Annotated in this window: 19 protein-coding genes and 1 pseudogene; 6 read left to right on the top strand and 14 right to left on the bottom strand. The window is 52.1% G+C overall.

Features of this window, described 5'->3' with window-relative positions:
• The 8 genes from D3P08_RS27550 to D3P08_RS25840 form a co-directional block, all read right to left on the bottom strand.
• The coding region (locus tag D3P08_RS27550) for a hypothetical protein (RefSeq protein ID WP_206099010.1) at positions 1 to 195 on the bottom strand (195 nt) is incomplete at its 3' end.
• Positions 196 to 295: 100 nt separating this feature from the next.
• Positions 296 to 1,582, bottom strand: a complete 1,287-nt coding sequence (locus tag D3P08_RS25870) for an adenylosuccinate synthase (RefSeq protein ID WP_119603021.1) — start codon at positions 1,580 to 1,582, stop codon at positions 296 to 298.
• Between the two features lie 178 nt (positions 1,583 to 1,760).
• A complete protein-coding gene (dnaB, locus tag D3P08_RS25865) occupies positions 1,761 to 3,122 on the bottom strand; it encodes a replicative DNA helicase (protein WP_119603025.1) in 1,362 nt (453 codons plus the stop codon).
• A 267-nt stretch (positions 3,123 to 3,389) separates the two neighbouring features.
• Positions 3,390 to 3,833, bottom strand: coding sequence for a 50S ribosomal protein L9 (gene rplI / locus D3P08_RS25860; protein ID WP_119603020.1), 444 nt, complete (start codon positions 3,831 to 3,833; stop codon positions 3,390 to 3,392).
• Positions 3,830 to 5,791 carry a DHH family phosphoesterase gene (locus tag D3P08_RS25855; RefSeq protein WP_119603019.1) on the bottom strand — a complete coding sequence of 654 codons (1,962 nt, stop codon included), beginning with the start codon at positions 5,789 to 5,791 and terminating at the stop codon, positions 3,830 to 3,832. Before D3P08_RS25855 ends, rplI begins: the two co-directional genes overlap by 4 nt.
• Before the next feature lie 18 nt (positions 5,792 to 5,809).
• On the bottom strand, positions 5,810 to 6,715 hold the full coding sequence (locus D3P08_RS25850; protein WP_420819059.1) for a DUF2232 domain-containing protein: 906 nt from the start codon (positions 6,713 to 6,715) through the stop codon (positions 5,810 to 5,812).
• Between the two features lie 156 nt (positions 6,716 to 6,871).
• Positions 6,872 to 7,282, bottom strand: coding sequence for a CBS domain-containing protein (locus D3P08_RS25845; protein ID WP_119603017.1), 411 nt, complete (start codon positions 7,280 to 7,282; stop codon positions 6,872 to 6,874).
• 6 nt (positions 7,283 to 7,288) lie between these two features.
• The gene (locus D3P08_RS25840; RefSeq protein ID WP_119603016.1) at positions 7,289 to 8,344 is read right to left on the bottom strand and encodes an LCP family protein; all 1,056 of its coding nucleotides are present in this window, start codon (positions 8,342 to 8,344) and stop codon (positions 7,289 to 7,291) included.
• Between the two features lie 221 nt (positions 8,345 to 8,565).
• On the opposite strand from D3P08_RS25840, the gene D3P08_RS25835 reads away from it, so the two are divergent.
• The 4 genes from D3P08_RS25835 (at position 8,566) to D3P08_RS25815 (ending at position 11,556) form a co-directional block, all read left to right on the top strand.
• Positions 8,566 to 8,919: a DUF4870 domain-containing protein gene (locus tag D3P08_RS25835; protein ID WP_119603015.1), complete on the top strand. Its 354-nt coding sequence runs from the start codon at positions 8,566 to 8,568 to the stop codon at positions 8,917 to 8,919.
• 380 nt (positions 8,920 to 9,299) lie between these two features.
• Positions 9,300 to 10,346 carry a DUF1835 domain-containing protein gene (locus D3P08_RS25825; RefSeq protein ID WP_119603013.1) on the top strand — a complete coding sequence of 349 codons (1,047 nt, stop codon included), beginning with the start codon at positions 9,300 to 9,302 and terminating at the stop codon, positions 10,344 to 10,346.
• Between the two features lie 17 nt (positions 10,347 to 10,363).
• Positions 10,364 to 10,891, top strand: coding sequence for a GNAT family N-acetyltransferase (locus D3P08_RS25820; protein ID WP_119603012.1), 528 nt, complete (start codon positions 10,364 to 10,366; stop codon positions 10,889 to 10,891).
• 242 nt (positions 10,892 to 11,133) lie between these two features.
• Positions 11,134 to 11,556 carry a GNAT family N-acetyltransferase gene (locus D3P08_RS25815; protein ID WP_240647750.1) on the top strand — a complete coding sequence of 141 codons (423 nt, stop codon included), beginning with the start codon at positions 11,134 to 11,136 and terminating at the stop codon, positions 11,554 to 11,556.
• Positions 11,557 to 11,592: 36 nt separating this feature from the next.
• Here D3P08_RS25815 and mnhG read toward each other — a convergent pair whose 3' ends face one another.
• The 6 genes and pseudogenes from mnhG to D3P08_RS25785 all read right to left on the bottom strand — a co-directional run bounded on the left by mnhG (position 11,593) and on the right by D3P08_RS25785 (position 17,302).
• A complete protein-coding gene (gene mnhG / locus D3P08_RS25810) occupies positions 11,593 to 11,976 on the bottom strand; it encodes a monovalent cation/H(+) antiporter subunit G (protein ID WP_240647749.1) in 384 nt (127 codons plus the stop codon).
• Positions 11,945 to 12,238 carry a Na(+)/H(+) antiporter subunit F1 gene (locus D3P08_RS25805; RefSeq protein ID WP_119603011.1) on the bottom strand — a complete coding sequence of 98 codons (294 nt, stop codon included), beginning with the start codon at positions 12,236 to 12,238 and terminating at the stop codon, positions 11,945 to 11,947. The genes mnhG and D3P08_RS25805 overlap by 32 nt, the downstream gene beginning before the upstream one ends.
• Positions 12,232 to 12,561 (bottom strand): annotated as a pseudogene (locus D3P08_RS25800) (Na+/H+ antiporter subunit E); the annotation flags it as partial. The pseudogene D3P08_RS25800 and the gene D3P08_RS25805, both read right to left, overlap by 7 nt.
• A gap of 17 nt (positions 12,562 to 12,578) precedes the next feature.
• Positions 12,579 to 14,093 carry a Na+/H+ antiporter subunit D gene (locus D3P08_RS25795; protein WP_119603009.1) on the bottom strand — a complete coding sequence of 505 codons (1,515 nt, stop codon included), beginning with the start codon at positions 14,091 to 14,093 and terminating at the stop codon, positions 12,579 to 12,581.
• Entirely contained in the window at positions 14,086 to 14,424 is a 339-nt protein-coding gene (locus tag D3P08_RS25790; RefSeq protein WP_119603008.1) for a Na(+)/H(+) antiporter subunit C, read from the bottom strand. Before D3P08_RS25790 ends, D3P08_RS25795 begins: the two co-directional genes overlap by 8 nt.
• Before the next feature lies 1 nt (position 14,425).
• Entirely contained in the window at positions 14,426 to 17,302 is a 2,877-nt protein-coding gene (locus tag D3P08_RS25785) for a Na+/H+ antiporter subunit A (protein ID WP_119603007.1), read from the bottom strand.
• Between the two features lie 297 nt (positions 17,303 to 17,599).
• On the opposite strand from D3P08_RS25785, the gene D3P08_RS25780 reads away from it, so the two are divergent.
• Both D3P08_RS25780 and D3P08_RS25775 read left to right on the top strand, forming a co-directional pair.
• Positions 17,600 to 17,845, top strand: coding sequence for a hypothetical protein (locus tag D3P08_RS25780; RefSeq protein WP_119603006.1), 246 nt, complete (start codon positions 17,600 to 17,602; stop codon positions 17,843 to 17,845).
• 104 nt (positions 17,846 to 17,949) lie between these two features.
• Positions 17,950 to 18,612 carry a potassium channel family protein gene (locus D3P08_RS25775; protein WP_119603005.1) on the top strand — a complete coding sequence of 221 codons (663 nt, stop codon included), beginning with the start codon at positions 17,950 to 17,952 and terminating at the stop codon, positions 18,610 to 18,612.
• Positions 18,613 to 18,618: the final 6 nt, after the last annotated feature.

Below are 18,618 nucleotides of genomic sequence, written 5' to 3'. Positions count from 1 at the left end.
GGGGGGTTCGGGGGGTTCCAGCAGTTCCGAGGCATCCGGCAGCGTCGACAATACTAACAATACGAAAAATAGTGGAGACACCGAGAATAGCGGAAATACGGGCGATGCCAGCAATGACGGTAATTCCGGCAATTCTGACAGCTCCGGAAATGACAGCAGCCCCAGCGACTCAGGAGGCTCCGGAAATACCAGCAATACTGGCAGTACCCATGCAACTTCTCAGTAGGGGCGAGACAAAGCAAGGGGCTGGCCGAAGTCATGCGACTTCAGTCAGCCCCTGTTGCAATGCAGCTTTTTATTCGTAAATCGGACGTACCGGATTCGTCTGCTCACGGTTGCGTCCTACCGAGAAGATCGCAATTGGAATACCCGTCAGCTCGGATACGCGGTTCACGTAGTTGCGCGTATTCTCCGGAAGATCCTCCAGCTTCTTCGCGCTGGAAATATCCTCGGACCAGCCCGGCAGCTCCTCGTATACCGCTTCGCACTCCGCCAGCATTTTCAGGCTTGCCGGATAATGCTCGATGATTTCGCCGCGGTACTTGTAGCCCGTGCAGATCTTTACAGTCTCGAGTCCTGTCAGAACGTCCAGCGAGTTCAGGGACAAGCCTGTAATGCCGCTGACGCGGCGGGCATGGCGAACGACGACCGTGTCGAACCAGCCGACGCGGCGCGGACGGCCTGTAACGGTGCCGTACTCATGGCCTTTGTCGCGGATCAGCTGTCCGATTTCGTTGTCCTGCTCCGTCGGGAATGGACCGTCGCCTACGCGGGTTGTATACGCCTTGGCAACGCCGATCACCTGCTTAATTTTCGAAGGTCCTACGCCGGAACCGATACATACGCCGCCTGCCGACGGATTAGAGGAGGTTACAAACGGATACGTGCCTTGGTCGATATCAAGCATGACGCCTTGCGCGCCTTCGAACAGCACTTTTTTTCCTTCATCAATCGCGTCGTTAAGCACAACGGAAGTATCCGTCACATAAGGACGCAAAATTTCCGCATAGCCCAAATAGTCCTTCACAATTTGATCGGTATCCAGCGGCTCGCCGCCGTACACCTGTTGAATCAGATTGTTTTTCTCCACCATAATGCTGCGAACGCGGGCTTCGAACTCCTCTGCGTCCATCAGATCGCTGATGCGGATGCCGTTGCGCGCAGCCTTGTCCATATAGCAAGGACCGATGCCTTTGCGCGTCGTGCCGATTTTGTTATCGCCCTTACGGTCCTCTTCGAGCGCGTCCAGCACCAAGTGATACGGCATGATGACATGCGCGCGGTCACTGATTTTCAGGTTCGACGTCGAGAAGCCGTTGTCATGAATATAGTTAATTTCGTCGATCAGCGCCTGTGGATTAATAACCATGCCGTTGCCGATGACGCAAGTTTTGTTATGGTTAAAGATGCCCGATGGGATCATCGTCAGCTTATACTTTTTGTTATCGATGAGAATGGTGTGCCCGGCGTTGTTTCCGCCTTGGTAACGGGCAACAACGTCAGCTCCCTCTGCCAGGAAGTCCGTAATTTTGCCTTTTCCTTCGTCTCCCCATTGCGTGCCGACTACAACTACCGTAGACATAATCATACCCCCGTCCGATATCCGTAAACATCGAAAATTAATGTCATCTCGCGCGACAGCCCCGTTTCTTTAACGCGGCAACAGCCAGAAGACAGCATTATTAGTGTAGCAGTCTCCCTATTGGAAGTCAAACAAAAAACGAACAATTGTATAGTCACCCATACAATTGTTCGGAAATTTAAGAAGCTTGTGAAGGATCCATATGATTGCGGTCTAGACTTACGAATTTATTGTAATGCTTCAGGAACACCAGCTCGACGGTGCCCACCGGACCATTCCGCTGTTTGGCTATAATGATCTCGATGATGTTCTTCTTCTCCGATTCCTTATCGTAGTAATCGTCCCGGTAAAGGAACGCTACGATGTCGGCATCCTGCTCGATCGATCCCGATTCCCGCAAGTCGGACATCATCGGACGCTTGTCCTGACGCTGCTCGACGCCCCGGCTGAGCTGAGAAAGGGCGATAACCGGCACTTCCAGCTCCCTCGCAATCATCTTAAGCGTACGGGATATTTCCGATACTTCCTGCTGCCGGTTCTCGCCGGCTTTGCCCCGGCCTTGAATGAGCTGCAGGTAGTCGATCAAGATCATGCCCAGCCCGCGTTCCTTCTTCAAGCGGCGGCATTTCGCGCGAATATCGGCCACGGTGATGCCCGGCGTGTCGTCGATGTAGATTTCCGCTTCGGATAAGGCGCCGATCGCCATCGTCAGCTTCTCCCAGTCATCGGCTTCCAGGGTGCCTGTTCGCATTCGAGTCGCATCGACGTTCGCTTCGGCGCATATGATACGCTGTACCAGCTGCGCCGCGGACATCTCCAGCGAGAAGATCGCGACCGTCTCTTTCGCCCGCACCCCTACGTTCTGGGCAACGTTCAGCGCAAAGGCGGTTTTACCGACGGAAGGACGCGCCGCCACGATAATCAAATCGCTTCGCTGGAAGCCTGCGGTCATCCGGTCAAGGTCGACGAAGCCCGATGGAATTCCCGTCGTGCCTCCACGGTTCGAATACAAGTGCTCGACCTTCTCGAACACTTCCATCAGGACGTCGCGGATGGAGACGAATCCGCTGCTGGAGCGGCGGTTGGAGATTTCGAGAATCTTCTTCTCCGCATCGCTGAGCAGCACGCTGACATCCTCTGCATTAGCATACCCATCTGTTACGATATTAGTAGCTGTCCGGATTAACCGGCGCAGCATTGATTTCTCTTCAACGATCTGTGCGTAATAGTCGACGTTGGCCGCTGTCGGTACCGCGTTCGCCAGCTTCGCTAAGTAGCTGACGCCTCCGATCTCCTCAAGCAGGCCTTGGTCTTGAAGATGCGCCGTAAGCGTGATGAGATCGATTGGTTGATTGCCCTCGCCCAGCTCGATCATCGCTTCGTAGATGCGTTGATGTCCGCTGCTGTAGAAATCCTCGCTTCGAACCCGCTCCATCGCCGTGATCAATGCCTCCGGCTGCAGCAGAATCGCCCCTATGACCGCCTGCTCCGCTTCAATGTTTTGCGGCGGAACACGGTCGAACATCAGCTCCGTACTCATTGTGCTCATCGTGCGCTCTCCCCTCCGTTGTAGTTGTACTGCATGATACGGCTTCGCCCGCTGCGAGAAGGAATATTCCTCCGATCGCTGTTGAAGTTGAATTCTCAATGAACAACTAGTCCAAGGTTAGAATCCAACTTCAAAGGCGAACACTATCGTTTCTCCAGAACATTCCTTCTCTCCGCTCATGACGCCTCATGCGTCATACCGCTTCGTCGTAGGTCGCTGCTCTTCGCACAACCCTTTTTATAAAAAATAAAAGATATATTATTCTTCGGCTGTTTGGACGCTCATTTTGGCTTTGACTTCAGGGTGCAGCTTGACGATGACTTGCGTGACGCCGAGCGTGCGGATTGGGTCGTCCAGCTCGATTTTGCGTTTGTCGATTTTGATGCCTTGGCCCGCAAGGGCGTCGGCGATTTGTTTGCTTGTGACAGCGCCGAACAGGCGGCCGCCTTCGCCGGATTTCGCTTTGACGATAACCGTCAGCTCCTCCAGACGCTTAGCCAGTGCCTGCGCGTCTTCTTTCTCCTTCTGCTTCCGCTTCACTTCTGACGCGTTCTGTACCTCCAGCGTCTTCAGATTGCCCTCGGAAGCCAGCTTCGCGAGCCCTTTGGGCAGCAAGAAGTTGCGTACATAGCCTTCCGACAAATCCTTTACTTCGCCTTTTTTGCCTTGTCCCTTTACGTCTTGCAAGAAGATTACTTTCATTCGAATAACCCCTCTTCCGATTCAATTTGTTCAAGCACGACCTTCAGCTTGGCCGCTACCTCTTCTACAGTGCCCTCCAGCTGAGCAGCCGCGTTCGTTAAATGGCCGCCGCCGCCGAGCCGTTCCATGACGACCTGCACGTTCATACCGCCAAGCGAGCGGGCGCTTACGCCGATTAGACCGTCCGGCCGTTCGCTGATGACGAAGGAGGCCAAAATGTCCGTCATATGGAGCAAAGTATCGGCCGATTGCGCGATAAGCAGCTGCGGATTTTTCTTTCCTCTCTCGGCAACGGCAATCGCGACATGGTCATACACGACTTGAGCATGCTTAATAATTTCGGCTTTGCTGACGTATTCGTCGAGATCCTCCTGCATCATGCGCTGGATCAGCACCGTATCCGCGCCGCACCGGCGCAGGAAGGACGCCGCTTCGAACGTCCTCGCGCCCGTTCGGTTCGAGAAGCTTTTCGTGTCCACGGTAATACCGGCCAAAAGCGATGTTGCTTCCCTCACATCAAGCGATATGCGCTCATGGATATATTGCAGCAGCTCGGTCACGAGCTCGCACGTCGACGAAGCGTACGGTTCCAAGTAAACAAGGATTGCGTTCGAGATAAATTCTTCGCCGCGGCGGTGATGGTCAATGACAACGATACGGTCTGTCAGCGTAAGAAGCTTCGGCTCCTTCACCATCGACGCTTTATGCGTATCGACAACGATGGCTAATGTCTGGGGCGTCATAAGCGCCAGCGCCTGCTCGGGCAGGATGAATCGCTTCGACAGCTTCTCGTCCTCGCGAATCAGCTCCATCATCTTCTCGATGGACGGATTGATGCCTTCGAGCACGATATACGCCTCTTTGCCCAGTACTTGAGCTGCCTTCAGCACGCCGATCGCCGAGCCGACGGCGTCCATATCCGGCAGCTTGTGGCCCATAATCATCACGTTGTGGCTTTCCTTCAGAAGGTCGCGCAGCGCATGAGCGACAACGCGGGCCCGGACTCGGGTCCGCTTCTCCACCGCGTTCGTCTTCCCGCCGTAGAAGGACTGCCTGCTGCCGACCTTCACTGCTGCCTGGTCGCCGCCGCGGCCAAGCGCGATGTCTAGGCTTGAATGCGCCCATTGGCCAATTTCGATAATGTGCTCCGCGCCGGCCGCAAAGCCGATGCTGAGTGTAACCGGAATTTTCTGCTCGCCCGTCATCTCGCGCACCTCATCGAGGATGTCGAACCGCGACTGCTCGAGCTGACGCAGCGTTTTATGGTCGGTAATAAGCAGGAACCGGTCGGATGTAAGGCGCTTGATGTAGATTTTATACTTTTGCGCCCACTCCGTAATTTCGGTCGTCACCTTAGACAGCAGCGTTCCGCGCTGGTGATCGTCGAGACCCTGCGTAACTTCCTCCAGGTTATCGATCATTACAACGCCAAGCGACAGCTTTTCATCCTCGTATTTGCGGCTAAGCTGCCAGAGGTCGGTCACATTTTTTACGTATAAAATGCGTTCCTTCGGACGGAAAATCAGCTGGTACATATGCGAACCAACCGCGGCTTCCACCGTTCCTTCGCGATCCTTCGCGTGCTGGAGTGTCGGAAACATCTCCGTGAGCGGCACGCCGATAAGCGATTCCCGCTCCAGCAGCTGTGAAATGTACGGATTATGCCATTCTACCGTTCGTTCTTCGTTATAAAGAATAATACCGAACGGCAGCTCGCTAATCACATCATTGCCGCCTTTTTTGACCCGATAGGACAACGTGCCAAGGTATGTCTTCAAATCCTTGCGAAAAGCCCGTTCCGCTAAAAACGAATAAACCCCGACTCCAATCGTAAGCACGAATCCCGCTAATCCGGCAAGCAGCTCGAACCAAGCGAGCACCGCCGATAGGATCAGCAAGACCGCAAGCGCCGCAATATGATGCATGCCGTGCCATCTCGTAACTAAAAACTTAGGCATTTCCCATTCGCTCCCGTGCTATTGTGGTTTAACAAATGATTTCCGAATCGGAAAGGCGGTATCCAGGACGCCGATCAAGCTAAGCGGCGGGATAAGCAGCACAGGTATGGCTATGAGTATCGGAACCGCCTTACTCCATCCCCGCTCATGCGCGATGAAGAAGAAAAACCCGATAGCCTGGATGGTGAACAAAAAGCTTAGCAGCGGAACCAGGTTCATGACCGCTACGTTCAGGAACGAATCGTCCCCGTTACGTAAAAACAAGTCCGCCACGTAGGCGATCAAATAATAAATGACAAGCACGCGCGGCAGCCGCCAATCCTTGGCTTTCGGGAACGCGGGAACCTCGATTCCGCTGCGCTGAACGGCCCGACGGGCAAAGAAGTGAGCCAGAACCGCATAGATAAACGAAAAAAGAATAAAAATGAGCGGAATGATGTTCATGACCGTCTGGATGAGCTGCTCCGTCATTTCCTCGTTCCAGCCGGCCGCCGCCAGCTCTGGCGTCATCATGCCGTTCATCGTCGTCCGTACGATTTCACTGAACTCACTCAGGAGCGACAGATCGAACACCATCTCGAACAGCAAAAGCTCCAGCATGAGCTGCGCCAAAAACACGATGCCGACCGTCCTTATCACCTTCGCGGCTGAGACGCCTTTTTGGTACAGATGGCCCATAACAATGGATGGCACCAAGAAAAACAATCCGATGATTAATAAGCTCGGTCCGGCGACTACTGCCGCTAAGATCCATACGGGCAGCAAATGCAGGATGAAAGCTCCTCTTGAGAGCGTCGCATACAAGACAACGTAACTTACCGTTAATAATAAAGATGCGGGAAAGTTCAGTAACGGAACAGCAAGCAGCACTAAAGCCAGAAATGCCGCAGCGCTCCATAATATGGGTTTGAGCCCAGCCTTCAATCGGTTCACCTCTTAAGCGATTCTAAGTACGTATAATAATCAGACATTCATTCCCCATTATAGCACAAAAGAATTCACCCGTACGCAATGTCGATGCGTTTCGTGCAGCCGAACCGGCTGGAACATAAGGGAAAAGGGACTTTCCCCTCGAACCCGCTAGATCCGCTCGGACAGTCCCTTCATGCAATAATCGATAATTTCGCTTCTTCTAACAATACCTATAAAATGATTGCGGTCATCCACTACCGGCACAAAGTTTTGCACTTTCGCCAGGGCGATCATATCATCCATGTTCGCATCAATATTTACCGTCTTATTGTTCAGCCTGAGCGGCACTTCGCTCAGCCTCACTTTGTTAGTGCCCTCAAATGTCAGATCGGGCCTGCTCTTCATAAACCACAGCAGATCGCCTTCTGTGACCGTTCCGACATAGCCGCCTTCCGCATTAATGATCGGCACCGCCGTATAGCGGTGGTATTCCATCCGCTCGAGCGCTTGCCTAAGCGTCGCGTCATGCGACAGGTAGGCGACCTCTTGCTTTGGCAGCAAGAAAAAAGCGATATTCATCGTTCATCACTCCGTTTCGTTCGCTGATGACGATCCCGAGAGCGACTCCACTTCCTTCTCGGGCTGCTCCCCGTATTTGGACGGAAGAACAAGGCTCGCTGCATTCGTATCGGCATTGAGCCAGTTTTTGATCATGGTTTGTACCGATGCCAGATCCGCCTCATCCACGAAATATAAATAGGTTCCGCCCTCTACTAACCGTCCGCCATGTCCGAGCAGCGTATGGTTATACATTGTGCGGTTGTCCGCTTGAAGCAGCCCTTGAGCCAGATCAATCAGCTCGTTCGGCGGGATATCGGTGCTGAAGTTTTCACCCATAATGTCCATCAGCTCGGGGATTTTGCTCCATTGCTTCATTTCCGTCGCCTTCTCTATCATAGCAGAAAGAAACTCCTGATGCCGCTCCGTCCTGCTCATATCGCCGCCGGCATCTTCCCGGTACCGCACATAGTTAAGCGCGTCCTTCCCGTTATATAAGTCCTGACCGCCTTTTATGATAAATTTCTCATGACCGTAATCATCATTGATCATGTCCTCTTCGATCGGCAGCGAAATGCCTCCCATCGCGTCGATCGCGTCCCGGAAGCCCTGGAAATTTATCGAGGCGTAGTGGTCGACCGGCGCGTCGAACAACTTCTCGACGGTATCCATCGTCATACCCGCTCCCCCGAAGGCGTAGGAATGGTTGATTTTGTCGCTATAATCCTTACCCACAATTTCCACATACGTGTCTCTTGGAATTGAGACGAGCAGCATGTTGCCGTCGCTTGGCCGCACAACCGTATAAATCATCGTATCTGCCCGCCCAATCTCTTTGCCCCGCTGATCAACCCCGAGCAGCAAGACGGAGAAAGGCTCCTCCTCGTTCTTCTCCTCGCTGACCGGAACCGGCTTAGGCTGTCTATCAACCGGCTTATACGTATCCTTTATTCTATCGGCGACCGCTCCCTGCACGAACCAGTCGAAGCCGAGCATCGCCAGCGCGCTCCTGTTCATGAAAGCAGCCGCGAGCACAACAACGGCTACCGCGCTTATAATATAGGCTCTTTTATATTTTTTCATAGGTTTTGTTCTCCCCAATCACAATGATTCTTCCATGAAATGATAAGACTTGCGATCCTTTTACATTTTAGACGAAGAATCATGTCGACGGGTTACAAACCTGTTACAATTTGTTGTTGGGTATTTTAACAAATATTTTCAAATTCAAAGAGGTTTATTGCTCGTCCCCGGCGAATACACTCTATGCATAACTATGACTCGGAGAGGATGATTATTCCCTTATGCAGCCGATACAAGTGAATCCAGACCCTTCATCTACAGGACTCGACCCCAAAGTTGCAGGACTTCTCTGCTATCTGCTCGGCTTCATTACAGGCATCGTGTTCCTAGCCCTTGAGAAGCAAAGCCGGTTCGTGAAGTTCCACGCCCTGCAGTCGATTGCCATTTCCGTCGTGCTCATCGTCATCAACCTCATCCTAGGCTTTATCCCGTTCGTCGGCTGGCTGGTGTCCATCATTCTAACCCCGCTGAGCTTTATTTTGTGGATTGCGTTAATGCTGCTCGCGCTGCAAGGCAAGAAGTTCAAGCTTCCGCTCATTGGCGATTGGGCCGATAGCCAGGTTGGCGGATTCTAAATAAAAACGGGTAACGCGAGATCAAGTGCTGCGAAGGCGCTAGACGCGGTACCCGTTTTTTTTACAACAAATAGATGGTTTCGAGCGTCTCGTACATGAGAGACTTTCATGCATCGGAGTCACTGGATCCATGATGTTCATTCGAATGGCAGAGAGATCGAATGGACGGTTGACAACACAAGAGACGGGATGAGTTCTGAACAAGGGAAAAGAATTTTTCAATGTAAAACGATCCGTATGGACGAATCCGATGTGCACTATGTATTCACTCTTGGCCAATGCCGCAATGAGGAAAAAGAAATCCCTATATTTATCCTGCGTAAGGATGAGTTGGCGCGGCGTTAATTAGACTTGGAAAGTGCCTGTGGGGAGGATATTTATTGGACAAGCTCTACGAAAGTCTTCATCACTTCGGTGAAAAAGAACTGCGTATGCTCTACTTCCATTTATTGAAAACATTGGACCGCTATTACGAGGATGGAAGCATCGAAGATAAACATTTAGCCGAAGGATTTGTAAAGATCATTCAAGATCATATAGATGCCGTTCGAGACCATCAATTACAAACGTACAAGAACGAGCAATATGTCCATCTTGTTTTTAGCCTCTCTGATGCGGGATCGTTAAAGGTGGCTCTCGGCAAAATTGGAAAACGAAATGTATGCCAAGTTTTGGCCTTCAACGAGTTATTTTCTGTAGGGCCTTTATCTCGCTTAGAAACAACAGCTGGACAACAGAATAGACTCCTTTGGATGATGGAACACGACAGGGACTACATTCTGAGCCACAACTCAAATCGAGAACATCAGCTTGAGCAAATGGTGAACGCGGTTAGAAGCATTCCCGAACATAAAACGATCGTCATTTGGTGCGCAAATAACGCTCATGATCAAACAGGTTTACGCTTCGCGTTGTATTTGTTGAAAGAACGGGAGCAGCCGGTGCATATTGTCAATGTGACGGAACGATTCCATGCAATGGGGCTTTCCAACAAAGATGGGGGTTTTTCCTATGCCAGCGGCTTAATCGATCAGGATCATTTTCAGGTAATCGTAAATGAATGTTATGAAGGCACTCCTCTTGACGCGAATCAAAGAAGCAGATATGAATCAGAATGGTTTACACTAGCTGGAGAAGACCATGTGCTCCGTTTGTGGGAAGACGGTAAGGTTAGAGGCAATGATGAGTCTGCGCTGGATGCGGTCATTGTTAAGTCAGTCATTGAACTGGAACAAGAGCAAGATCGGGATGGATTTATTAAGGCAGGAATCGTCGTCGGCAGAGTGCTTGATACTTCACAGCAGCTTGTGGGGTATTCTTTTCTAACCTATCGAATTTGGATCTTAGTTAACCAAGGAATCCTGGCCTTTAAAGGACTGCCGAGCGCTTTGCATCAGTTTTCCGTAAAGCTGTTAAGGACTGATTAATTCATAGGAGGTGTCCTATGGAGGTTGAATTAAGAAAATTAACATTAGATGATGGCGAAGACGTTTACCAAATGGCGCTTGAAATCGGACCTGGAGAGAACGGATTTGTTAACGGATTGCTTTCGGACAATTACAGCGACTTTAGATTAATATTGAGAAAGTATTTTGAAATGTCCGAAGGTGTAAATCTAGCGCCTCAGCATGTCCCCCAGACAACGTACTGGCTATATATCGCCGGATATCCCGTAGGATACGGGAAATTAAGACATTACTTAAATGAAAACCTTAAGAGACACGGCGGGCATATTGGATATGTTGTAAGACCCTCTTGCAGAGGGAAAGGATACGGAAAACTAATGCTGCATAACCTGCTGAAAGAAGCCTCCCGCTTAGGAATACACGATGTGCTGCTAACCTGTAACGAGGATAATGCTGCATCTCGAAAAATTATTGAGAGCAACGATGGAGCCTTAGCTGGTATTGATAAGGGAACCTGTAAATACTGGATTAGGACGAAAAATGAAAGGAAGACCACAATTAAATAAACACATCTGGTTAATTAATAATTCATACACCTGTAATCCTCATTTCAGGTTCGTTTAAGCATCCGCCCCTATAATAAGGTTCAACAACCCCACTTTCATATAGAACGACTTAGGCCCGCAGCGATGCGGGCCCCTTTTTTTGCTGGCATATGCATAGGAATGCAAGAACTTCTTCAATCCCTCCATTACTTGCAGAGTTGTTTCACGATATACTGACTTGGAATCCAGAGAGAACAATTCCTTTGAAAGCTGGTATGGCGATGAATATCCGTTACGCATCAAATATCGAGGACATCACGAGAGAGGCGCTTCAAGCGTTGTTTCTTTCGGTCGAGTGGGAATCCGGAAAACACCCGGACGAGCTTGTCCAGGCGATTCAAGGATCTCATTCGATTGCAGCGGCTTGGGATGGGGACCGGCTTGTCGGTCTAATCAACGCTTTGTCCGACGGCGTTTTAACCGTCTATTTCCACTATATGCTGATCCATCCGGATTATCAGGGCAAAGGAATAGGCAAGGCCATGATGGACATCATGCTTGACCGCTATAAAGGCTGTAAAACAAAAGTGCTTATTTCATATGAGAGCGCGGTAGATTTTTATCAAAAGTGCGGGTTCTCCAAGGAGGATGGAGCCACTCCTATGTTCATCTCTTCGTTGGTTTGAGTACAGCCGCCGAACACTCGGCGGCCGTTCCCCTAGCTAAACGCCCCTGCTCTCCTGCCTCTCCCGCTTCAGATCCTCCTTCAGATCGTCGCGGACGCTGCCCTTCCACAGCGAGACGCCGGACCGATAGGCAGCTCGCGCGTTCAGGTGCCCGGCTACAGGTGACGTGATGAACACAAAAACGATGCCGAGCAGCAGCTTAATGCTGATGTGATGCTCGAAAATCCAGAAGTACAAGAAGCCGCCAAGCAGAATAAGCAGCACGCCGAGCGTCGCGCTTTTGGTTGCGGCATGGGAGCGAAGATAAACGTCGGGCAGCCGGATGATGCCGAAGACGCTAATGACGCTGACCAGCGCTCCCAGCAGCACGACGATCCCGATAACGAATTCAACGATGTGTCTGATCGTCTCCGGATTCAAGGACTACACCCCTCTCCATGTATCTGGCGAATGCGGTTGTGCCAATAAAAGTTAAAATACCGATCACCAGAATGATATCCAAATAAGCCGCCGTCCCGTTCAGCATCCCGATCACCGCAATCATCGCAAGCAGCAGAATGCCGATCGTATCCAAAGCGGCAATGCGGTCGGGAATGGAAGGCCCGGCTAATAACCGGAACATACTGCCGAGAATGGCCAGTGACAGTAAAATAAGCGATACGAGCAAAAATCCGTTCAGCATGCCCTCGTCACCTCCATAATCGCCTTTTCGAACGTGCTTTTGATCTGCTCCTTCAGCTCCTCCGCATCCTTGATATCCATCGCGTGGATATACAGCGTCTCCCCGTCGTTCGAGACGTCCAGCGTAAGCGTCCCCGGCGTTAGACAGATGAGGCAAGACAGCAGCGTAATTTCGAAGCTCGATTTCAGCTCCGTCTTCATCTCGACAATGCCTGGCCTAATCGCGAGCCGGGGCCGAACAATATGCAGCAGTACGGCGATACTGGAGAGGAACAGCTCCCTGTTAAATATAATGAACAGCTTGATCACCGCCCATGAACGTTTCAATACGAGCATCTCATCTACTCCTTTAGCACCGCGTCAATGTAGATGGCCGGCTGCGTTAACGTCTCGCCCGCTTCCGTTACAAAGCCCAGGACCCACTCTGCGCCAATTCCCATTGCGATCACAAGAACAAGCAGCCCTGCTCCGGATAGCAAGCGAAGACGATAACCGCCGGAGGCATGCGTTGAACTCGTTTCTCCTGTATCTTCCACAGAAGCGGAGGCCTTCGTTCGCTCCTCTCCCCAGAAAGCCGCCATAAACATACGAATAAGCGAATACAGGACGATAAAGCTTGAGGCGACGGCCAATGCCGCCAGCACATATTGCTCCGCCTCGAAGCCGCCGCGCACAATCAGCAGCTTGCCAGCGAAGCCGCTGAGCGGCGGAATGCCCGCAATCGCCAGCGCCGTGGCGAAGAACATCCATCCTAGCACAGGGTGTCTCCGGATTAGGCCGCCCATCTCGGACAGCTTGTTCGTGCCCGCGGCCGAGATTACCATGCCCCCTAGAATAAAGAGGAGCGCCTTCGCAATCATGTCATGCAGCAGGTAGAAGACCGCCCCATCCAACGCGTCTTTGTTCGCCGACGCCAGACCAAAAGCGATAAAGCCGACGCTAATGATGATGTTGTAGTTCAAGATACGCGGGATATCCTTATAGGCCAGCGCTCCGAAAGCTCCAAGCGCCATCGTCGCCCCTGCCATCCATCCGATCCAGCCATGCGTCACGGCGTGGTCATGATAGAAGATCAGCGTGAACACGCGAACCAGCGCGTACAGGCCCACCTTCGTAAGCAGCGCGGCAAAAATCGCCGTAATCGCCGTCGGGGGCGCGCCGTACGAGCCGGGCAGCCAGAAGAACAGGAAGAGTCCCGCCTTCAAGGCGAAAACAATCATAAACAGAATCGCGATCACATTCAGCACGCCGCCCTGCCCCGCTTCCGCCACGCGAACGGACAGATCGGCCATATTAAGCGCCCCCGTCACGCCGTACAGATAGGCGACAGCCGCGACAAACAAGGCGGATGACAAAATGTTAATCAGCATATATTTGATCGATTCTCTCAGCTGCAGCTTCGTCCCGCCCAGCACGATCAGTGCATAGGACGAGATCAGCATCACCTCAAAGCAGACGAACAAGTTGAATATATCGCCCGTCAGAAACGAACCGCTAACCCCGACGAGCAAGAACTGAAACAGCGGATAATAATAATGGCTTTCCCGCTCCTCCCCGATGCTTCGGAAGGAGAAGATCAGGCAGAACCATCCGATGACGGAGGTCGTCAGCACTAACAGCGCCGCCATCATATCCGCCACGAATGTGATGCCGTATGGCGGCACCCACCCGCTCATGTACAGCGTCTGAATCCCTTCCGTCTTCACTTGATAAAGAATCAGCGCGGCGACGCCGGCATTCAAGAGGCCGCTTAGCCCGCTGACCCACCGCTGCGCCATGATCCTCCCCTTCAGAAAAACAAGCAGCACCGCCGTGCAAAGCGGGATGAGCAAAGGAAGCACTAAGGTGTTATTCATCGTCGCTCCCCCTTAACTGCTCCATGTCGTCGGTCCCGAGCTTTTGATAAGCCTTATAAGCCAATACGAAAAAGAACGAAGTCACTCCGAAGCTGATAACGATCGACGTCAAAATAAGCGCCTGCGGAAGCGGATCGACATAAGCGTCCGCCTTCTCTCCAAGCAGCGGCGCCGCGCCGGTCTTGAGACGCGACATCGTCAGCAGCAGCAGATGAACGCCATGCGTCAGGAAGGAGGTGCCCAATATGATGCGAAGCAGGCTTTTGGACAGAACCAGGTATACCCCGACCGTAAATAACACGCCGATCGCCAAGGACATATACAGCTCCATCTTATTGATCCCTCCCGATCGTAAATAGAATCGTCATGGTGACGCCAATGACCGTCAAGTACACGCCCAAATCGAACAGCGTCGCCGTAGCCAGCTCCAATTCCCCGATAAGCGGGATATGGAAATAGTCGAACGCATGGCTGAGGAACGGCGCATCGAACGCGAAGGAGCCGATGCCCGTCAACATCGCGACGAGGATGCCGACCGCCGTCAGCTTGCGGAAATTGAACTTCACGATTCGGTTCACGGCATCCATGCCGAACGACATCGCCATCAGCAGAAGCGCCGCGGACGCCATCAGCGCGCCGATAAAGCCGCCTCCCGGATGATGGTGGCCCATGTAGAACAAATAAAGCGAAAAGCACACGATGATCACAATGGCCAGCTTGGCAACCGTCCGCAGAATGACGTCATTGCTTCGAGGACCATAGACGTTAAGCGATAGCTTGGGATCGCGTGTCTCAATCGCTCCCTCCTCCTGATCACCCTTCAGCTTCACGCGAATTAACGCGTAAATGCCGTAGGAGGCGATGCCGAGCACAACGATTTCCAGCATCGTGTCAAAGCCGCGGAAGTCGACAAGGATTACATTGACGACATTTTTGCCGCCTGCGAGCGTATAACTATTTTCCAGGAAATAATGAGAGATGGACTCGAAGGACGAGCCCCCGCTCGCGCTGAGCGCAACCAGCGTCATAACCGTTCCGACCCCTACCGCAATAAGAAGGTTCCACAGCTTGAACCGCAGCTTCACGACCTCTTTCTTCAGCTTCGGCAGATGATAGAAGCACAGCAGGAACAGAGCGACCGACACCGTCTCCACGATCATCTGCGTCAGCGCCAAATCCGGCGCGCGGAAAATAACGAAGAACAGCGTCACCATATAGCCTGAAACGCCCGTCAAAATAATGGCCATCAGCCGCGAGTTCGCGAACGGTACGGCGATGGCCGACAGGATCAACGCGATAATTATGACCGCTTCGTAGAACGACATATCGGCGAAGCCCGACGTATCCAATTGGACGGCGCCTTCCGAAACCAAAGTCGCGCCTAGCGCGGCAATGATAAAGACGAAAATATAGATCAGATATTGGCGGATCGATCCTGTCATATACAGCTTGGTCACGGAGCCGGAAAACCGGTCTAGCAGCTTTAGTCCGCTGTCATAGACACGGTTTAAGCTAACCCGCTCGAATAGCGGCGCATGAAGAACTGCTGTCCGTCTATGGAGCAGAAACAGCACGATTCCCAGCGCAACAACTCCTGCCGTCATATATAGCTCTGCTGTAAAGCCGTGCCACAGATGAATCGACACCATGAACTGCTTTCCTGGCTCCAGCAGATTCGGATGAACGGCCGCCATAGCCGGCTCGATCAAGGAATAAGACAGCAGGTTCGGGAATAAGCCGAACACAATCGCAAGCGATGCCAGCGTGACGGGAGGCAGCAGCATGCCCAGCGGCGCTTCATGCGGCTTCTTCTCCAGCTTCTCGAATGATTTCTTGCCGCCAAAGGTCCGGAAGACGAACAGCATGCTGTAGACGAACGTGAAGACGCTCGCTACCCAGGCGATAACAGGAATAAGCGCGCCCCACGCGTGCAAACCAAGCAGCTCCGCTTCTCGGATATTTAACACGGAGGTGAAGAACATTTCTTTGCTCAAGAATCCGTTGAACGGCGGAATACCCGCCATGGAGAAGGCGCCGATCACCGCAATGGTGAATGAGATCGGCATGACAGCCATCAAGCCGCCGAGCCTGCGAATATCCCGCGTACCGGTCTCATGGTCAACGATGCCCGCCGTCATGAATAACGCGCCTTTAAAAATCGCGTGATTGATCAGATGGAACACGGCGGCCATCGTTGCCTTACTGTAAAACAAAGCCTGCTCCGTCCCTGTATAAAAGGCGGCGGCGGAGCCTAATCCGAACAAGCTCATGACCAGCCCCAGCTGGCTGATCGTTGAGAATGCCAGCAGCGCCTTCAAGTCGGTCTGCTTCATCGCCCGGTAAGAGCCGTAGATTAGCGTCGCGACCCCGAAGCCTGAGACGAGCCACAGCCACGCCTGCTGGCCGGCGAACACCGGACTCATCCTCGCGACAAGATAAATCCCGGCCTTCACCATCGTTGCCGAATGAAGATAGGCGCTGACCGGCGTCGGCGCTTCCATCGCGTCCGGCAGCCAAATATGGAACGGGAACTGCGCCGACTTCGTGAACGCCCCCAGCAGAACGAGCAGCATCGCCGGCAGGAACAATGCGTCATTCGCCATAGAAGGCGCTTCAGCAATCCATTCCCGAATACTGAACGTTCCCGTTACGGTGTACAGAAGCAGAAAACCCGCAAACATCGCAAGCCCGCCGAACACCGTAATCACCATAGACTTCAGGGCGCCGTATCTGGACCGTTCGCGCTTATGCCAGAAGGCGATTAACAGAAACGATGAAATACTCGTCAGCTCCCAAAAGCCGTACAGCACCATGGCATTGTCCGAGAGCACAAGCCCCAGCATCGCGCCCATGAACAGCATCAGATAGACATAGAAATGCGTCAGCTTCTCTTTGTTTTTGTCCAAATAGTAGATGGAGTACAACACAACGAGCGAACCGATGCCCGTAATGATCAGAGCGAACAGCAGGCCGAGCCCATCCGCGTACACGTCAAAATCAACGCCCAACGACGGCATCCAAGAAAGCTTGCCCTGCAGCGGTCCCCGCTCACGGTTGACCGGTATCAAACTCATCATATAGATGAATAGGAACACCGGCGCGGGAAGCATGAGCCATCCCGTATGCACGCGCGGCAGCGCCTTCTGCAGCAGCGGACCTATGAACGCGAATAGAAAAGGCAGAATAATAGCGAAATGAAGCAAAAGCACCTATATCCCTCCAAACCTTCAAAAGAAAACCGCATCATAAGCATTTAAACAGTATTGCCATGCCAACTTTAGGACAAACAGGGCCGGATCTCCGCGCGTAAACCTGAAAAAACGCAAAAAGAGCCCGCTGTTGGCAGGCTCCTCCTATTAAATCCTATGGAATTGTATGCGTTGCAATCGTCATAAAATCAAAACTAATTATAGCCCGCTAACCAAGCGATTGTCAAAGAAAATCCGCTCGCACAGAATGAAAGGCAGGTCCACAGGGGATTACTCATAAGTAAAGGAGTGATTTCCATGTTACGAACCAAAATCGTTGTCTGCGCCCTCCTATGTCTTGTTCTTGTGGCTGCGGGAGCGATTCTCCATAACGGCATGAAGAAGGAGCGTTATCCTTATTACACGCGTCAGGTTGTTACAGAGGGCGAATACCGCATTTATAACGATGTTGAGCCGAATACGGCTCGCTACTCTTTTACGCCGTATCTCCCTAGAGAGTATATTCGTATTATTGAGCTTGCGGACGTCAATAAGGCCGATTAACCTTTGACAAATAACGGGCGGTCTCCTATCATGTTACACAGCAAATCTCTTTTCCAATATATGCGCTTCCCTTCATCCCAATTTGTTAGGATGTGAAACATGCTATGAGAAAACAGTTTATGGTCATCGGCTTGGGTCGTTTCGGTTCCAGTCTGACAAAAACACTAATTGAAAACGGACACGAGGTGCTCGCGCTCGACAAGAACGAGCAGCTCGTGCAGGACATGGCTTCTATCGCTACGCACGCCCTTGTTGCGGATTGTACCGATGAATCGGTGCTCCGCGAGCTGGGCGCCAGCAACTTCACGCACGGCATCGTGGCGATCGGCGACGATATTCAAGCCAGTATCCTGGCCACTTTGCTGCTGAAGGAGCTGCAGGTTCCGAAGGTTACCGCGAAAGCGCGCAATGAAATGCACGGCAAGGTGCTGAGCAAAATCGGGGCCGACCATGTCATTTATCCGGAGCGCGATATGGGCATCCGCCTCGGCAACCAGCTCAGCTCGGACAATTTGATCGATTACATCGAGCTTTCGCCTGATTACAATCTCGCCGAAATGCTGGCACCGCCGGCAATGAACGGATTATCCCTGAAGGAATTGGATATTCGGGCTCGTTACGGCTGTACGATTATGGCCATTAAGACGGGAGACAAAATTAACGTTTCCCCAAGGGCTGAGGACGCGATACGGACTGGCGACGTGCTGCTTATTATCGGCAGCAACGATGATATACGGGAACTGGAGAATGATTATGGCCGTTCTTAACGCCTC

The sequence above is a fragment of the Paenibacillus nanensis genome, from assembly GCF_003583765.1.
Taxonomy (GTDB): domain Bacteria; phylum Bacillota; class Bacilli; order Paenibacillales; family Paenibacillaceae; genus Pristimantibacillus; species Pristimantibacillus nanensis.
The sequence above is the reverse complement of the archived record's forward strand: the minus strand, read 5'-3'. Positions and strand labels throughout refer to the sequence as shown.